This window comes from Gordonia westfalica (assembly GCF_900105725.1).
GTDB classification, from domain to species: Bacteria; Actinomycetota; Actinomycetes; order Mycobacteriales; family Mycobacteriaceae; genus Gordonia; species Gordonia westfalica.
In genome coordinates this window covers 2,338,517-2,354,248 of record NZ_FNLM01000034.1, presented here as the reverse complement: position 1 = coordinate 2,354,248, position 15,732 = coordinate 2,338,517, and the positions used below count along the sequence as shown (strand labels likewise).

At 68.1% G+C, this 15,732-nt stretch carries 17 protein-coding genes and 1 tRNA gene; 13 read left to right on the top strand and 5 right to left on the bottom strand.

Annotation, left to right across the window (positions count from 1 at the left end; all coding sequences use genetic code 11):
* The first annotated feature begins 74 nt into the window (after positions 1-74).
* Entirely contained in the window at positions 75-1,301 is a 1,227-nt protein-coding gene (nhaA, locus tag BLU62_RS16140; RefSeq protein WP_074850649.1) for a Na+/H+ antiporter NhaA, read from the top strand.
* A 19-nt stretch (positions 1,302-1,320) separates the two neighbouring features.
* On the opposite strand, the gene BLU62_RS16135 is transcribed toward nhaA, so the two are convergent.
* Entirely contained in the window at positions 1,321-2,871 is a 1,551-nt protein-coding gene (locus BLU62_RS16135) for an alanine/glycine:cation symporter family protein (RefSeq protein ID WP_074850647.1), read from the bottom strand.
* A gap of 241 nt (positions 2,872-3,112) precedes the next feature.
* Between BLU62_RS16135 and BLU62_RS16130 the strand changes: the two genes are divergently transcribed.
* Positions 3,113-3,442: an FmdB family zinc ribbon protein gene (locus BLU62_RS16130; RefSeq protein ID WP_074850644.1), complete on the top strand. Its 330-nt coding sequence runs from the start codon at positions 3,113-3,115 to the stop codon at positions 3,440-3,442.
* Between the two features lie 231 nt (positions 3,443-3,673).
* Here the strand turns inward: BLU62_RS16130 and BLU62_RS16125 are convergent, their stop codons facing one another.
* A complete protein-coding gene (locus BLU62_RS16125; protein ID WP_208863638.1) occupies positions 3,674-4,252 on the bottom strand; it encodes a 5-formyltetrahydrofolate cyclo-ligase in 579 nt (192 codons plus the stop codon).
* A 134-nt stretch (positions 4,253-4,386) separates the two neighbouring features.
* Between BLU62_RS16125 and BLU62_RS16120 the strand changes: the two genes are divergently transcribed.
* From BLU62_RS16120 to sepX, 5 genes are all read left to right on the top strand, one after another.
* Positions 4,387-5,328: a UTP--glucose-1-phosphate uridylyltransferase gene (locus BLU62_RS16120; protein ID WP_074850640.1), complete on the top strand. Its 942-nt coding sequence runs from the start codon at positions 4,387-4,389 to the stop codon at positions 5,326-5,328.
* Between the two features lie 115 nt (positions 5,329-5,443).
* Positions 5,444-6,748: a molybdotransferase-like divisome protein Glp gene (gene glp / locus BLU62_RS16115; protein ID WP_074850638.1), complete on the top strand. Its 1,305-nt coding sequence runs from the start codon at positions 5,444-5,446 to the stop codon at positions 6,746-6,748.
* 75 nt (positions 6,749-6,823) lie between these two features.
* Positions 6,824-7,480, top strand: a complete 657-nt coding sequence (locus tag BLU62_RS16110) for a GNAT family N-acetyltransferase (RefSeq protein WP_074850636.1) — start codon at positions 6,824-6,826, stop codon at positions 7,478-7,480.
* Between the two features lie 13 nt (positions 7,481-7,493).
* The gene (locus BLU62_RS16105) at positions 7,494-8,141 is read left to right on the top strand and encodes an SIMPL domain-containing protein (RefSeq protein WP_074850634.1); all 648 of its coding nucleotides are present in this window, start codon (positions 7,494-7,496) and stop codon (positions 8,139-8,141) included.
* Between the two features lie 126 nt (positions 8,142-8,267).
* Complete coding sequence (gene sepX / locus BLU62_RS16100) at positions 8,268-9,437, top strand: divisome protein SepX/GlpR (RefSeq protein WP_074850632.1); 1,170 nt, start codon at positions 8,268-8,270, stop codon at positions 9,435-9,437.
* Positions 9,438-9,566: 129 nt separating this feature from the next.
* Here sepX and BLU62_RS16095 read toward each other — a convergent pair whose 3' ends face one another.
* On the bottom strand, positions 9,567-10,316 hold the full coding sequence (locus BLU62_RS16095; protein WP_074850631.1) for a hypothetical protein: 750 nt from the start codon (positions 10,314-10,316) through the stop codon (positions 9,567-9,569).
* 90 nt (positions 10,317-10,406) lie between these two features.
* Here BLU62_RS16095 and BLU62_RS16090 point away from each other — a divergent pair.
* From BLU62_RS16090 to BLU62_RS16070, 5 genes are all read left to right on the top strand, one after another.
* Positions 10,407-10,482: transfer RNA gene (locus BLU62_RS16090), tRNA-Ala, on the top strand.
* Between the two features lie 207 nt (positions 10,483-10,689).
* Positions 10,690-11,121 carry a DUF5994 family protein gene (locus BLU62_RS16085; protein WP_074850629.1) on the top strand — a complete coding sequence of 144 codons (432 nt, stop codon included), beginning with the start codon at positions 10,690-10,692 and terminating at the stop codon, positions 11,119-11,121.
* A gap of 63 nt (positions 11,122-11,184) precedes the next feature.
* Entirely contained in the window at positions 11,185-11,625 is a 441-nt protein-coding gene (locus BLU62_RS16080; protein ID WP_074850627.1) for a hypothetical protein, read from the top strand.
* Positions 11,626-11,698: 73 nt separating this feature from the next.
* Complete coding sequence (locus BLU62_RS16075; RefSeq protein WP_074850626.1) at positions 11,699-12,646, top strand: esterase/lipase family protein; 948 nt, start codon at positions 11,699-11,701, stop codon at positions 12,644-12,646.
* Between the two features lie 2 nt (positions 12,647-12,648).
* The gene (locus BLU62_RS16070) at positions 12,649-13,950 is read left to right on the top strand and encodes a family 1 glycosylhydrolase (protein ID WP_074850624.1); all 1,302 of its coding nucleotides are present in this window, start codon (positions 12,649-12,651) and stop codon (positions 13,948-13,950) included.
* A gap of 87 nt (positions 13,951-14,037) precedes the next feature.
* On the opposite strand, the gene BLU62_RS16065 is transcribed toward BLU62_RS16070, so the two are convergent.
* A complete protein-coding gene (locus BLU62_RS16065) occupies positions 14,038-14,361 on the bottom strand; it encodes an AzlD domain-containing protein (protein WP_074850622.1) in 324 nt (107 codons plus the stop codon).
* Entirely contained in the window at positions 14,358-15,101 is a 744-nt protein-coding gene (locus BLU62_RS16060) for an AzlC family ABC transporter permease (protein ID WP_074850620.1), read from the bottom strand. The genes BLU62_RS16065 and BLU62_RS16060 overlap by 4 nt, the downstream gene beginning before the upstream one ends.
* Positions 15,102-15,159: 58 nt before the next feature.
* On the opposite strand from BLU62_RS16060, the gene BLU62_RS16055 reads away from it, so the two are divergent.
* Entirely contained in the window at positions 15,160-15,723 is a 564-nt protein-coding gene (locus tag BLU62_RS16055; RefSeq protein WP_074850618.1) for a helix-turn-helix domain-containing protein, read from the top strand.
* The last annotated feature ends 9 nt before the right edge of the window (positions 15,724-15,732 follow it).

Sequence of the window (15,732 nt, the reverse complement as noted above, 5' to 3'; positions counted from 1 at the left end):
GTCTGGTCGGCCGTCGCCGGGTCCTCCGGTGGCGTGAAGCGGGCACGTGCGTGCCCCGCAGACAGAGGAGCTCCATGACACGCAACCGGCTGCGGCAATGGGCCGCACTCGACACCACCAGCGGCGCGCTGTTGCTGATCGCCGCGACGATCGCGGTCGTATGGGCCAATTCGCCGTGGCGGGACAGTTACTCGTCGCTGCTGCAGACCGAGATCGGTCCCGAAGCCCTGCACCTGCATCTGTCGCTCGCGCACTGGGCGTCCGACGGGCTGCTGGCGATCTTCTTCTTCGTGGTCGGTGTGGAACTCAAACACGAGTTCGTCGCCGGCTCCCTCCGAGACCTCAAGCTCGCCGGGGTGCCGATCGCGGCGGCCGTGGGCGGCATGGTCACGCCCGCGCTCTGTTACGTGGTCGTCGTCGCGGCCGGTGACCCCGACGCGCTGCGCGGCTGGGCCATCCCGACGGCCACCGACATCGCCTTCGCACTCGCCGTCCTCGCGATCTTCGGACGCGGTCTGCCCCTGCCGCTGCGGACATTCCTGCTCACGCTGGCAGTCGTCGACGACCTGTTGGGCATCGTGGTGATCGCGACGTTCTACACCGACGAGATCGACTTCGTCATGCTGGTCGGGGCGATCGCCGTCGTCGCCGTCTTCGCCGTGCTGGTGCGTCAGCGATGGCAGCTGTGGCCGTTGCTCATCCCCGTCGGCCTGGTCGCATGGGGTCTGATGCACGCGTCCGGAGTGCATGCCACCGTCGCCGGTGTGCTGCTCGGCTTCACGGTGCCCGCGGTCGCCATCCGCGGAGAGAAGCTCCCGCGAACCGAGCGGCTCGACGAGGCGGTCCGTCCCTACTCGGCGGCGATCGCGCTCCCGGTCTTCGCCTTCGCGGCCGCCGGTGTCACGGTGATCGGCGGCGAAGGCACGATCGTGCAGCCGGTGTCGATCGGCATCGTGCTCGGACTCACCGTCGGCAAACTCGTCGGCGTCCTCGGGTCGACCTGGCTGATGACGAGGTTCACGCCGCTACGGCTTCCGGACGCCATCGGGATCCGGGACCTCCTGCCGATCGGCATGCTGACCGGTGTCGGCTTCACGGTTGCTCTCCTGATCGCCGAACTCAGCTTCGAGGGCGGCTCCGACGACCACGCCGCGGCCGCCAAGGCCGCGATCCTCGCCGGTTCGGTCATCGCCGCGGCCCTCGCCGCGGTCCTGTTGCGCTGGGATGCCCGGCAGGTGCGCGACGCCGACATGAACCGGGACGACATCCCCGACGTCAACCGCGATGTGATCGGCGGTTAGATGCCGGGGCCCGGCCCTCTCAGCTCGTGGCCGGCTCTTCTTCCTTGAAGTGGCGATCCTTGCGCTCGTAGGTCTCCCAGAACGTCGCCCCGACGATGCCGAGCGCGATGGGGTCGAACACCGGGTCCTTGCCCTGCTTCTTCTGTCGCTCGTAGTCGCGCAGCGCCTTGAAGGCCGGTTGCTGCAGGACGAGGATGCCCAGGATGTTGAGCCAGGCCATCAGTCCGACGCCGATGTCGCCGAGGGTCCACGCGTCCTTCGCCGTCGACACCGCTCCGTAGGCGACCGAGAACAGGATCAGTGCCTGCAGCAGCATCGTCAGGTTGGCGCCGACGGTGCTGCGCAGGGGGTGGACGTAGATCGTCGCCGCCTTGCCGAGCAGGAACCGCAGGTTGGTCTCGGCCATGTAGTAGTAGGCGATGATCGTCGTCAGGCAGAAGAAGGCCAGGGAGATGGCGACGAAGGTCGAACCGGCGCCGCTCCACACGCTGTCGAAGCCCACCTGCACGTAGGTCGGACCGACATCAACGACGTCGGGGAGCAGCCCGCCGTCGCCCAGCACCGCGCCGTCCGCGCTCTCGCCCTCGAACACGCGGTAGGCGCCGGTCGAGATGATCAGGAAGCCGGTCGCCGAGCACACGAAAAGTGTGTCGATGTAGACCGCGAAGGCCTGGACGAAGCCCTGCTTCGCCGGGTGGGAGACCTCGGCGGCGGCAGCGGCGTGCGGGCCGGTGCCCTGACCGGCCTCGTTGGAGTAGATGCCGCGCTTGACGCCCCACATGATCGCGGCGCCGATGATCGAGCCGAACACCGCGTCGACGCCGAACGCGCTCGCGAAGATCAATCGCAGCACCTCGGGGATCTGGCCGGCGTTGGTGAAGACGACGATCAGCGCGAACAGGATGTACAGCACCGCCATGAACGGGACGACGATCGACGCGAAGGTCGCGATGCGCTTGACCCCGCCGATGATGACGAACGCCAGGATGATCACGATGCCGATGGCGACGGCCCAGTCGGCGATGCCCCAGGCCTGGCTCATCGCGACGGCCATCGAGTTCGACTGGACACTCGGCATGAGCAGACCGCAGGCGAGCACGGTGACCGCGGCGAAGACCAGGCCGTAGACCTTGAAGAACGGGGCCGCCCTGGTGTGCGCGAAGGCCTTGCTGAAGTAGTACGCCGGACCGCCGCGGTACTCGTTGGTGAGACGGTCGCGGGTCTTGTAGATCTGGCCGAGCGTGCACTCCACGAACGATGTCGACGCACCGAGGAAGGCCATCGCCCACATCCAGAACAGGGCGCCGGGCCCACCGAAGGCGATGGCCGTGGCGACACCGGCGATGTTGCCAGTGCCGACGCGCCCGGCCAGCGAGATCATCAGCGCCTGGAACGACGACACCCCGTCGGGGGAGCTCTCGCCGCGGATCATCACGCGGATCATCTCCGGGATGTGCCTGATCTGCAGGAATCGGGATCGGATGGAGAAGTACACACCCGAGCCGAGGCACAGGTAGATGAGTGGGTTGCTCCAGATCAAGCTGTTGAGGTCGTTGAGGAAGTCGGTCATCTCACTCCAGCGAAGGTGTCAGCAGCCCTGGTTGCTTCAGGCCAACGGAAGGTGTCGGTAGTTTGTCAGGTGAACGACCGGCGTGCGGCCGAGATGTGGGGAACACCTTGCCCGAAGCCGGCCGGATTTTCTCGCCGACCCGTCGTCGACACCCTTGTCCGGACCCGGCGTTAGCACTCGGAATGTAGGAGTGCCAAGATCGGTTACACTTGTCAGCGTTTACCGACTTTCGGAGGTACAGGTGCCCACTTACTCGTATGCGTGCACGGAGTGCGACAACAAGTTCGACATCGTCCAGTCGTTCTCCGACGACTCGTTGACCGAATGCCCGCAGTGCACCGGTCGCCTGCGCAAGCTGTTCAATTCGGTCGGCATCGTGTTCAAGGGGAGCGGTTTCTACCGCACCGACTCGCGGTCGGGTTCGTCCTCGTCGGACACCGCGTCGTCGTCCTCCTCGTCCGACAGCTCGTCGTCGAGCAGCAGTTCCACGTCCGGCAGTTCCGCCGGCTCGTCGGATTCGTCGAGCTCGAGCAGCAGCAAGAGCGACACCAAGGCCGCCACCCCCGCCTGACCCGGGGCGGCACACAACTCCACACCAGAACCTGGGCAGGAGCTCCCGGCACACGCCGGCGGCACCGCCCGGGTTCTGCTCTTCCTGCTGCCTGAGGAGCGAGCCTGCGAGCGTCGGATCCTGCTGCCTGAGGAGCGAGCCTGCGAGCGTCGGATCCTGCTGCCTGAGGAGCGACCCTGCGAGCGTCGGATCCTGCTGCCTGAGGAGCGAGCCTGCGAGCGTCTCGAAGGCTCAGCCGAGTTCCTGGAACCCTCCGCCGGGCGTGAGGACCCACCCGACGGCGACGTCGTGGTCACCGGCGGGCAGCGAGTCGACGACCTCGTCGTCGTAGACGACGGCGACGAGATCGGCGGACAGCCCGATCAGCGTGCGGTCGTAGTAGCCGGCACCCCGGCCGAGGCGGACGCCGGTCTTGTCGACCGACAGGGCAGGGATCAGGATCACCGACGCGGCACGGACCGCGGGCACGCCGAGGCGGTCGTGGGTGGGTTCGAGCAGGCCCCATCGCCCCGGCGCGAGTGACTCCGGACCGGTGTAACGAGCCCAGTCGAGCGGTGCGGGATCGCCCTCGGGGACCACCGGGAGCAGCACCGTGACGCCGCGGTCGAGAAGTGCGTCGAGCATCGCCGTCGAACCGGGCTCGGAGCCGACCGGCACGTAGGCGGCCACCGTGACGTCGTACTCGAGTCGGAACGGGCAGGTGTGGATCCATTCGGCGAGGTCGGCCGCGGCCCGCTCGCGGGCGTCGCCCGACATGCGCGACCGGCGGTGCGCGGCTTCCGTCCGCCGCTGGTCCTTCAGGGTTGGCACGACGCGACCGTCCTCCATGTCGTGGGTGGTTCGACGACGCCCGCACTTTATCCGACCTCGGTGTCGATCCGGGTGAGGTCTGGGTCACTGCCGGCCGTCAGGCCGACCGCGGACACCTGTCCTAGGGTGGTTTCATGACTGCGTCCAAAGAAGGCTTCAGCGAGTACGAAGAGGTACCCAACACCCCGCCGATCCCGCGTACCGCGGTCGTCCCGGCCGCCGGGCTGGGGACGCGGTTCCTCCCCGCCACCAAGACGGTGCCCAAAGAGCTGCTGCCGGTGGTCGATACGCCCGGCATCGAGTTGGTCGCCGAGGAAGCCAAGTCGGCGGGTGCCGATCGGCTCCTGATCGTCACCTCGCCGGGCAAGGACGGCGTCGTCGCGCACTTCGTGAAGGACCTCGTCCTGGAGAACACCCTCGCCAAGCGCGGCAAGGAGGCCATGCTGGCCAAGGTCCGCAAGGCGCCCAACCTCCTCGAAGTCGCCTCGGTCGTCCAGGAGAAGCCTCTGGGCCTCGGCCACGCCGTCGGCTGCGTCGAGGACCTCCTCGACGACGACGAGGACGCGATCGCCGTCCTCCTGCCCGACGATCTGGTGCTCCCCGGCGGTGTTCTGGAGGTCATGGCCCGCACCCGTCAGCGTCGCGGCGGTTCTGTGCTGTGCGCGATCGAGGTCCCCGAGGACCGCATCAGTGCCTACGGCGTCTTCGACGTCGAGGAGCTGCCCGACGCCAACAACCCCAACGTGATGAAGCTCAAGGGCATGGTCGAGAAGCCCGACGCGAAGGACGCGCCGTCGAATCTCGCGGCCGCCGGGCGCTACATCCTCGACCGCAAGATCTTCGACGCGCTGCGCCGGATCAAGCCGGGTGCGGGCGGCGAGCTGCAGCTCACCGACGCCATCGCACTCCTCATCGAGGAGGGCGAGCCGGTGCACGTCGTCGTGCATCGCGGCACCCGCCACGATCTGGGCAACCCGGGCGGCTACCTCAAGGCCGCCGTCGACTTCGCGCTCGACCGCGACGATTACGGCCCTGATCTGCGTGAGTGGCTCGAGAAGAGGCTCGCCGACAGCTGATCGGCGCCGGTCTCCGCGCGCCTCGACCGTTCCGGCCCGCACGCCCGATACCGTTTGTCTGTGTTGTATCGAGCAGTGCGGGCTCGGTTGTGGATGAGACGGGAAGAGCGGTGAGATGCGGTCGGTCGAAGATCATCTGACGCTCGTGACCGCCGCCGCGGTGGCGCCGCGGCCGGTGCGCGTCGCGATCTCCGAGGCACAGGGTCTGATGTGCGCGGAGGAAGTGGTCACCGAGCATCCGATGCCGGGTTTCGACCAGGCTGCCATCGACGGCTACGCGGTACGCGCGGTCGACGTGGCGCTCGCCGGTGTGCTCGCGCCGGAGGACCTCGAGGAGTTCGACGCCAACGGTGCCGAACTCGTGGACCTCGAGGCCGGCGAACCGATGATCGTGTCCCTGCCCGTGGTCGGGGAGGTGGGTCCGGGTTCGCGAACCCCCACCCGGCTACAGCCGCGGCAGGCCGTGCGGGTCGAGACCGGTGCGCCGATGCCGACTCTCGCCGACGCCGTCGTGCCGTTGCGCTGGACCGACGGCGGCGACCAGCGGGTGAAGGTCGGTCACGGCGTCGAGAGCGGCAACTATGTCCGGCGGGTCGGCGACGACGTCCAGCCGGGTGACGTCGCGGTCCGTGCCGGCGCCATCATCGGGCCTGCCCAGGTGGGTCTGTTGGCCGCGGTCGGACAGTCACGCGTGATGGTGCACCCGCGTCCGCGCCTGTCGGTGATCTCGGTCGGCAGCGAACTCGTCGACATCGACCGCACCCCCGGGCCGGGGCAGATCTACGACGTCAACAGTTATGCGCTCGCGGCCGCGGCGCGCGACGCCGGCGCCGACGTCAATCGGGTCGGGATCGCCGAACGCGACGCCTCGCGCATGCGTGAGGTGGTCGAGGCGCAACTCATCCGCTCGGAGATCGTGGTGATCTGCGGCGCCGTCGGCGGCAGCGCGTCGAAGGCCATCGCCGACGCCCTTGCCGACCTCGGCGACCTCGAGATCGTCCGGGTGGCCATGCATCCCGGGTCGGTGCAGGGTTTCGGGCGGCTCGGCCGCGACGAGGTGCCGACCTTTCTGCTCCCGGCGAACCCGGTGAGCGCGCTGGTGTGCTTCGAGGTGATGGTGCGGCCGCTGATCCGGATCGCGCTGGGCAAGCGGCAGCCGATGCGCCGGGTGATCAAGGCCCGCACCATCGGGCCGATCGCGTCGGTGCGCGGCCGCAAGGGCTATCTCCGCGGTCAGCTCATGCGCGACGAGCGGACCGGTGACTACCTCGTCCAGGTGCTCGGCGCATCGCCGACCGGATCGTCGCATCTGCTGGCGGAACTCGCCGACGCGAACTGCCTCATCATGGTCGACCCCGACGTCGAGGAGATGAGCACTGGCGACGAGGTCGAGGTGGCCTTCCTCGCCCAGCGCGGCTGACGCGGACCGGCGACTCTCCGCGAGACGCAGGTCTCATGCGGGGTGTGAGTGTGATTGCGCCTAAACTGACTCTTCGTGTTCAGGTGGTTAGGTGGCGGTGGAGGCAGCCCGGGCTGGCCGGCGACCCTCGGACCGCTGCGCACGAAGGGCGGGACGGTCAGTCTGCGCCCGGTGAAGATGCGCGACGGGAAGACCTGGAGCGAACTGCGCATCCGCAATCAGAATTCGTTGTTGCCCTGGGAGCCGACCGGTATCGGGAGCTGGGCCGACCGGCATCAGCCCGGTTCGTGGCCGCCGTTGTTCGCGGTGCTGAAATCCGAGGCCAAGCGCGGCGCGATCCTGCCGTTCGTGATCGAACTCGACGGCCGCTACGTGGGACAGCTGACCGTCGGCAACATCCAGCGCGGGGCGGTGCGGACGGCATGGATCGGCTACTGGGTCGACGAGGCGCACGCGGGCAAGGGCATCGCGACCGCCGCCGTCGCGCTGGGTGTGGACCACTGCTTCGGTCCGGTCGGCCTGCACCGGCTCGACGCGACCGTGCAGCCGTCCAACGAGGCGTCGCAGAAGGTGTTGAAGAACAGCGGTTTTCGGCAGGAAGGCCTGCTGGTCCGGTACATGGACGTCAACAAGCGGTGGCGCGACCACCTGCTGTTCGCGCTGACGGCCGAAGAAGTCGTCGGCTCCGCGGCCGAAGCCCTGGTCCGAGCCGGCCGGGCCTCCTTCCAGTAGTTAGGCTCGCGTCGTGACCGATCTCGAAATCGTGGTTCGTGGAAACGCCCGTGGTCGCTACGCGCCCGAGCGCGGTGTCCTCGACCTCGCCGTCCATCTCGAAGGTCCGGTGAAGTCCGCGGTGTACGAGGCGGCCGTGGCGCTGCACTCCCGGCTCACCGGCGCCCTCGGAGAACTCGAATCGGCCGGCGCGGTGAACCGGTGGACGGCCGAATCGGTACGGGTGTACTCGTACCGGCCGTACTCGCAGGACGGGGAACCGCGGGACCCGATGTACAACACCCGCATTCGCCTCGACGCCGAGTTCGGCGACTTCGAGAAGCTGTCGGAGTTCATCGACACCTGGTCGGGCGAGGAAGGGGTGACGGTCAACGCGGTCCGGTGGGACGTCCACGAGACGAGCCGTCGCGCACACGAACGTGAGCTCCGACGGGAGGCGGTCGAGGACGCAATCGCCAAGGCGCAGGCCTACTCCGACGCCGTGGGCCGGGGACCGGTGACACCGACTCTCCTGTCCGATCCCGACATGGTCGACCGCGTCCCGTCGCCGCGCGGGCGGATGATGATTGCCGCTGCCCCGGATTCGGGGCCCTCTCTGGAACTGCGGGCCGACGACATCGAGATCGACGTCGCGGTCGACGCGCGGTTTCGCGCGGAGTGACTGAGAGCGGCATGTGAATCCGCGTCGACATCGTCGCGCTACGGCGCGTCGGCGCGGCACTGGGACTTTCGGGCCCTAGATTGTGGAGTGGCCTCGTGTGACCAGAGTGAATGAAGGGAGAGTCGCATGCCCAACTCCGTACTGTGGGTTTGTCTCGTCGCGGTCTGGCTCTTCGTGCTGGTCCCGATGGTGATCAAGGGTCGTCCCCAGATCCTCAAATCCACTGAGGCCGCCAAGAAGACACGACTGCTTCACCGCGGCGGCTCGCGAGCGACGGCACCGTCGACCGCCCGACGCCGTTCGTCGGCTCGCCATCCCCACGACCCGTCCTGGAAGTCCTCTCGCACGGCGACCGCGACCGCCGTCGTCGACGAGGACGAGACCGAGACCGAGGACGACACCGCGACCGAGGACACCGAGGTCACGACGAAGGTCCGACGCGCGGCCGACACCGAGGTGGAGAAGCCGACGGTCGAGGCCACGGATGACGCCGCCGACGATGTCGAGGACCACGATGCCGACGACGCCGCCGCCGAGACCGACGACGATCTGACCGACGAGACCGAGTACGACGAAGCCGACTCCGAAGACGCCGAATACGAGGACGATTCCGAGGTCGCCGAACACGACGACGAATCCGAGTACGACGAGGACGCCGAGTACGAGGACGATTCGGAAACAGACGAGTTCGAGGACGAATACGAGGACGCGACCGACGAACTCGACGAGGACGAATACGACGACTACGCCCGTGCGTCCCGGCACACCGAGGCCGAGCCGGAGTCGGTCGTCGACGAGATCGAGGACGAGCGTCCGGCCGCGCGCACCGCGCAGCCCCGGCGGGCCGCCCGACGCAGCGTCTACTCGTCGGAGAAGGAACGCGAACTCAAGTACCGCGAGCGTCAGCGTGTGACGCTGGGGCTGTTCGTGCTCACGATTCTTGCGTTGGTCTCCGGCTTCCTGATCGGTACGCCCGGATGGGTTGCGACCGGTGTGATCGGCCTGATGCTGGTCGGCTACCTCGCGTACCTGCGTCGGGCCGTGAAGGTCGAGACGCAGATCCGGGCCCAGCGACTCGCCCGTGCCAAGCGTGCGCAACGCGCGGAGGAGGAGCGTCGCCGACGCGCCGCCGCGGTGCCCGAGTTCGCCGCCGCACCGCCGCCCCCGCGCCTCCGGCGCCCCGGTGGCGCAGTGGTTCTCGAGATCGACGACGAGGACCCCGTGTTCGATCATCTGCCGCCGTTCCAGCGTCGTCGCATGGACCGCGAGGACCTGGAGTACCGCCGGGTCGGGTGACCTCGATACGCGGCGTCCTCGCTCCGCTCGGTCGGCGCTACTCGGCCAACGGGATCAGGAGCCTGCGCGACGCAGTCCCCCGCCGGTTGAGTAGGCGAGGAGCTTGCGACGAGCCGTATCGAAACCCCCTCAGCGCCCCTTGGTCAACGACGCCTTGCCGTGTGAATCCAGCCACGCCTGACCGCGTTTGGCCGCAGTCGAGAGGGCGAAGCGCTCGCCGACATAGGTCGCCGGCGCGCCGATCACCGGGATGTACCCGAGCATGCGGAACAGGATCATCGGCTGGGGTCGCTTCTCGAACTCGTCGTCGACGGCCCGCAGTAGCTTCGCGGCGTCCCAGATGCCGCGGAACACCGACTTCTTGCGTTCCTCGGGTTCGGTGGGCAGGGGAGCGGCGGAGTCCGCCGAGACGTCGGGCGCGGAGATGTCGCGTCCGCACAGCACCGACGCCAGCAGCGCGACCTGGCGGGCGCGGTCGGTGACCCCGTACTCGCGGGCGATCGCCACCAGCACCATCGCCTGGTTGGCGAAGCCCAGGTAGGGCGTCACCGGCAGGCGCTTCGCCCAGACGCCGAAGACGCCGGGGAAGGCGACCGCGCCGGTGTTGAGCGTCCCGATGCGGGTCACCCACCAGCTCGCGCGCTTGTGCATCGACCGTTCGGTCCAGCCCTTGGTGCCGGGCCAGTCGGCGACGTCGAGCAGCTTCGCCGCCGCGTGTTGGGCCTGCTGAAGGCGGGAATCCGGATGATCGTGGTCGTGGAACGTGTGTCCCTTGAGGCCGAGCGGGTCCCGCTCGGCGAGCACGTCGAGGACCGGGTTGATCACCCCCACGACGTTGCTGAGAACACCGGCCAACTGCTGATCAGACATCTGAGGCACCGGCCCAGCCTAGCGACCGGTCCAGGCGTTTGGGATCCACTGCGGTAAGGCTGCTAAAGTGGCTCCCGGTTGGTCGTTGGTCGACCGTCCGGGGCTATGGCGCAGTTGGTAGCGCGACTCGTTCGCATCGAGTAGGTCAGGGGTTCGATTCCCCTTAGCTCCACCATTTTCACGCCGGATCAGGCCGAGCCGCAGGACGGGTCGCCCCGCTGCCGGGGTAACCTTCTCAGTATCCGGATCGAACATCCGACAGACCTCTGTCGGCCTCTCCGGTGACAGACCGTAGACAGTCCACTCTCCGTCTGGTGAACACGTCAGGTGGAAATGTGACTTCCGAATTCCGCAGCATCGCAACCGCCGAGGCGGTGGGCCGATGAGCTCCCCTCCTCTTCTGGGACCGCCGCGGGTGCGGTTCGGTGTCGATCCGTCGGCTCCGATCGGCGGCGCCTGGTACCCGTACACGGTCCAGCTCGCCGACGAGTTGCCCGGCGTGCTCGCCGCGGCTCGATCGCAGATCGGCGACGTCACCGGGATGGACGTCAACTGGAGCAGCTTCCGCCGCATCCCCGGCTTGGATTCGCCGGACTCTCCCATGACGCCGCCGCTGATGTCCCTCACCGCGGGCGGGGTCGTCGTGACGATTCTCGTCATCCCGCCGCGAACCGCGTCGTCGCTGGCCGCGATCCTGCTGCGTCAGGCGAGCAACACCGTGTCCCCGGAGACCCAGCTGCATTCGCTGGAATACCGTCGGGGCGAACGGATCCTGGAGCTCGCCGCGCGTGCGGTGACTTCTTCCAAGAACTGAGCCCGGGGCCGCGGCCAGGCCATTCGCAGCACGTGTCCGGCTCGGCCGTTGTAGGTTTCGTCCATGACAGCCGCGATGCTGACGTTCGCCGGGACGCTGCTCGTCGCCATGATCGGTGCGGTGATCGCCCGGCTGGATGCCAATGAACGGCACCAGAAGCTGTCGCAGAAGGTCGACATCCTCGCCAAGCTGGCGCCGGGTTCGGCGGCTCACGCGCGGATGGACGGCATCGTCCTCGACGCCATCCACGACCTCGCCGAATACGAGCATCGCCAGCGCAGCGCGGCGTTCCAGCGTCGAGCACTGACACTCGCGTTCCTGGCGTGGCTGGTCGTGCTGGCACTGCGCGTCTCTGCCGAGCAGTTCGACCTGGGACACTACGAGAGCTTCATGCACTACGCCGCGGTCACCCTCCTCGTGCTCGGTTTCCTGCTCGTGCTGGCAGCCGCGGCGGCGATAGTCCGCGACATCCGTCACCGAGACCCCGACGAGGCGCCGGCCTGACCGGCCCGGCCCGGTCCCGTCCAGTCCGGTCAAACGCCCCACCCGGTGCGGGCCGGTTTGTTAGCTTCCAGCCATGAGGACCTCCAAGCTGCTGTTGGGGCTGGTCGTGGCGGCATTGGCCGGAGTGCTCGTCGCCACCGCGGCGCCGGCGCGGGCCGACACGTTGCCGGTCACCTACAACTTCCTATCCGGTATCCCCGGTGAACTGACCATCCCGGGCGGCTCGCTGCCCGGGGCGAACGACTGGAACTGCAAGCCGTCCGCCCGCCATCCCAATCCGGTCATCCTGGTGCACGGGACCGGGGGCTCGCAGCAGACCAACTGGGGAACCTATGTCCCGCTGCTGAAGAACGAGGGGTACTGCGTCTTCACGACGACGTACGGTGCGATCAAGGGCGCCCCGTGGCCGATCAGTGCGATCGGCGGGATGGGCCTGATGTCCGAGAGTGCGCGCGAGTTGGGTGACTTCGTCGCCAAGGTGAAGCGTGCGACGGGTGCATCGAAGGTCGACATCGTCGGGCATTCACAGGGAACGGTGGTGCCGGCCTACTACGTGAAGTATCTCGGCGGCGAGAACAGCGTCGACAAGTATGTCGCGCTGGCGCCGGTGTGGCGAGGCACGACGGTCGCGGCCGCAGATGCGATCGGTCCCTTCGTCCGCGGTCTGGGCGTACGTCCCGAGCAGGTCCCGTTGTGTCAGGCGTGCTTTGACCTCGACCCGGGTGCCGCGTTCCTGCGCAAGGTCGCCGACGGTGGCTATTACGCGCCGGGTATCGAGTACACCAACATCGCCACCCGCTACGACGAACTCGTGGTCCCGTACTGGTACGGTCTGCCGCCCGGTGGAAAGAACGTCCACAACATCGTTGTGCAGGACGGATGTTCGGTCGACTACTCCGAGCACGCCGGGCTGGCGGGTTCCCGGCGGACGGCCACTTTCGTACTGAACGCGCTCGACCCCGAACACCCACGTCCGGTGCCCTGCGAGCGTGTCGCGCCGTTCACCGGTAGTCCGTTCTGACCGTGCACAGAGCTCTTCACCTCGTGATCGCGGTGGCGGCGGCGCTACTGCTCGTCGGCATCACCTCGCCTGCGCGAGCGGCAGTTCCGCCACTCGGTCCCGACTTCGAGTTCGGCGTCGCCCAATCCGGTTTTCAGTCCGAGGGATACAACCGGGATTCGAACTGGCTGCGGTACGGCGAGCAGGGCAAGGTCGACCACCCGGTCGGCGATGCCGTGGACTTCTACCACCGCTACGCCGAGGACATCGACCGCGCCGCGTCGTTGGGTGTGGGTATCTACCGCACGTCGGTCGAGTGGTCCCGCGTCGAACCGGCTCGCGGACAGGATGATCCGTCGGGGTGGGCGTTCTATGACCGGGTGATCGGTGCCGTCGTGGACGCCGGGATGCGACCGATGATCACGCTCAACCACTGGGTGCACCCCGGTTGGGCGGTGGATCTGGGTGGGTGGAACCGGCCGGGCATGGCCGACGACACGGTGGCGTTCGCCTCGCGGGTCGTCGACCGGTACGCCTGGGCCGACCCGCTGTGGATCACCTTCAACGAACCGACCGAGTACGTGCGGCGCGAACTCCAGTACGGCGGGGTGACACCACAGAATCTGGGGCGGATGGCCGACGGCATCGTCGCGGCGCATCGGGCCATCTACCGGCACATCCATCGGGTGCAACCGGGCGCGCAGGTGTCGTCGAACTTCGCCTACTATCCGATCGCGGGTCTCCAGCCGTGGCTGGAATCGATCTTCCCGCAACGGATGCTCGACACCCTGGACTTCGTCGGCGTCGACCACTACTACTCGTTCTCGGTCACCGATGCCTCGGTGGCCTACGGTGCGCTCGGTGAGTTCTGGAAGAGTTCGCAGGCGCCGGAGAGCATCTACTACGTACTCCGGCACGTGGCACGGCAGTTCCCGGGCAAGCCGATCCGCGTGATCGAGAACGGCCTGGCCACCGATCCGGACGGCCGACGACCCGACGGCTACCGCCGTTCGGATCACCTACGCGACACGGTGTACTGGCTGCAGCGGGCCAAGCAGGACGGCATCGATGTGAAGTCCTACAACTACTGGAGCCTCACCGACAACTACGAGTGGGGCGATTTCGACTCCCGCTTCGGTCTCTACACCGTCGACGCCCGGCGAGACCCGTCGTTGACACGACGGCCCACCGACGGTGTCGCCGCGTATCGCGAGATCACGCGGGCCGGGGGAGTCCCGGCCGGATACCGCCCGACGCGGCTGCCGGTGCCGTGCTCGCTGGTCGCCGTTCCCGATAGCTGCGCCGAGCCCGCCGTCGTTCGCTGACCAGCTCCGCAAACCCACCCTTTTTCGGCAAACCCACCACCCAGGCAGGGGGTGGAAATGCCGAAAAAGGGTGGGTTTACGTGTGGCTCAGGCGATTCCGAGCGCTCGCAGACCGGCGGCGGTCGCCGCAGCGAGGATGACGACGACCGCGATCGGTGCGCGCAGAACGGCCGCGAGGACACCGACGGCGACGCCTGCCGGCCGTGCCCATCCGGCGAAGTCGTGACCGGCGAAGAAAGCGCCGGTCAGAGCCACCGCCACCAGCAGCACCACGGTGGCGCGATCCATCAGCCGCTCGGCGTTCGCCGAGACCGAGTACCGGTTGCGGAGCAGTGGTCCGGCCAGGCGGATCAGATAGGTGCCGACGGCCAGAACGGCGATTCCGATGCCGAGTGACAGTCCGGTGGTCATCGGGGTGCTCCGATGTGGTTTCGACACGGCTCGTCGCTATCGCTCCTCACCGGCTCGACCCGCGGAGAACGTAGTCGCCGGACGACTTCGACGCCGGCGAACCCGGCCAGCGCACAGAGGATCGGCAATCCGGCGGGCAGGAACGGCGTCGAGGCCACCGCGACGGCACCGCCGACGGCGACCGCGGCCCAGGTGGCGCGCGTGCGCAGGGCCGGAATGGCAAGTGCGGCAAGCAGGGCGGGGAACGCGGCGTCGAGACCCAGTGCCTCGGGGCTCGCGACGCTGCTGCCGAGTAGGGCGCCCAGTCCGGCTCCGAGTGGCCAGCAGACGAGGATTCCCAAGCCGCACAGAAGGAATGCCGCACGGGCGCGACGCGGCTCGGATTCGGCAGTGGTCAGCGCGGCCGTCTCGTCGTTGATCAGATGCGCGCCGAGGAGCATCTCCGGCAGTCCGCGCAGGTGTTTGCCCACCGCGAGTCCGTATCCGAAGTTCCGTGTATTGACGAGGAGCCCGGCGAGGGCGGCGACCACGGGAACGCCGCCGACGGCCAGGACGCCGACGAAGACGAACTCCGACGACCCGGCGAGCACGACGGTCGCGATGAGCACGATCTGCCACAGGGCGAGTCCGGCGCTGTGGGCCGCGACGCCGTACGACGCGCCGATCACGAGCACCGACAGGCACATCACGACGACGGCGCGCAGGGTCGCCGCATCGAGTGTTCTCCAGGCTGAACGCATGACTATCATAGTGAACACGAAGGCAGGTGTTCGTCAAGATGGACGATCGGACGGTTCGATGAACGATGCTCGGCAGGTCAATCCGAAGGAGCTGGTCGCCGCGTCGCTGAAGCGCGAACGCACGCGCGCCGGGCTGTCGCTCACCGAGTTGGCCCGACGGGCTGGAATCGGGAAGTCGACGCTGTCCCAGCTCGAATCGGGGGAAGGCAACCCCAGCGTCGAGACGTTGTGGGCACTTTCCACGGCGCTCGGTGTGCAGTTCTCGGCGCTGCTGGACTCGCCGGCGCCGACCGTCGAGGTGATCCGCTTGGGGGAGGGGCCGGTCATCCCGGCCGCCGATGCCGACTACTCGGCCACGCTGCTGTCGACTGCCGCGCCCGGTTCTCGCCGCGACATGTACGTGATCCGGGCCGAACCCGGTAAGCCGCGGGTGTCCGCTCCGCATGCTCGCGGGGTCCGCGAACATGTGGTCGTCAGCTCCGGTCGCGCTCGGCTCGGGCCGACTGATGCCACCGAGGTACTCGGCCCCGGTGACTACATCTCCTACCCCGGCGACGTGGAACACGTCTTCGACGCGCTGGAGCCCGGCACCGTCGCCGTGATGCTCAGCGAGGCGTTCTGAGAGTCGGGG

What these genes read in the sequence shown, in the direction of transcription:
- nhaA (WP_074850649.1), top strand. Translation starts at nt 75, where the DNA reads ATGACACGCAACCGGCTGCGGCAATGGGCCGCACTCGACACCACCAGC.
- BLU62_RS16135 (WP_074850647.1), bottom strand. Translation starts at nt 2,871, where the DNA reads ATGACCGACTTCCTCAACGACCTCAACAGCTTGATCTGGAGCAACCCA.
- BLU62_RS16120 (WP_074850640.1), top strand. Translation starts at nt 4,387, where the DNA reads ATGACTGCGTCCAAAGAAGGCTTCAGCGAGTACGAAGAGGTACCCAAC.
- glp (WP_074850638.1), top strand. Translation starts at nt 5,444, where the DNA reads ATGCGGTCGGTCGAAGATCATCTGACGCTCGTGACCGCCGCCGCGGTG.
- sepX (WP_074850632.1), top strand. Translation starts at nt 8,268, where the DNA reads ATGCCCAACTCCGTACTGTGGGTTTGTCTCGTCGCGGTCTGGCTCTTC.
- BLU62_RS16085 (WP_074850629.1), top strand. Translation starts at nt 10,690, where the DNA reads ATGAGCTCCCCTCCTCTTCTGGGACCGCCGCGGGTGCGGTTCGGTGTC.
- BLU62_RS16080 (WP_074850627.1), top strand. Translation starts at nt 11,185, where the DNA reads ATGACAGCCGCGATGCTGACGTTCGCCGGGACGCTGCTCGTCGCCATG.
- BLU62_RS16075 (WP_074850626.1), top strand. Translation starts at nt 11,699, where the DNA reads ATGAGGACCTCCAAGCTGCTGTTGGGGCTGGTCGTGGCGGCATTGGCC.
- BLU62_RS16065 (WP_074850622.1), bottom strand. Translation starts at nt 14,361, where the DNA reads ATGACCACCGGACTGTCACTCGGCATCGGAATCGCCGTTCTGGCCGTC.
- BLU62_RS16060 (WP_074850620.1), bottom strand. Translation starts at nt 15,101, where the DNA reads ATGCGTTCAGCCTGGAGAACACTCGATGCGGCGACCCTGCGCGCCGTC.
- BLU62_RS16055 (WP_074850618.1), top strand. Translation starts at nt 15,160, where the DNA reads ATGAACGATGCTCGGCAGGTCAATCCGAAGGAGCTGGTCGCCGCGTCG.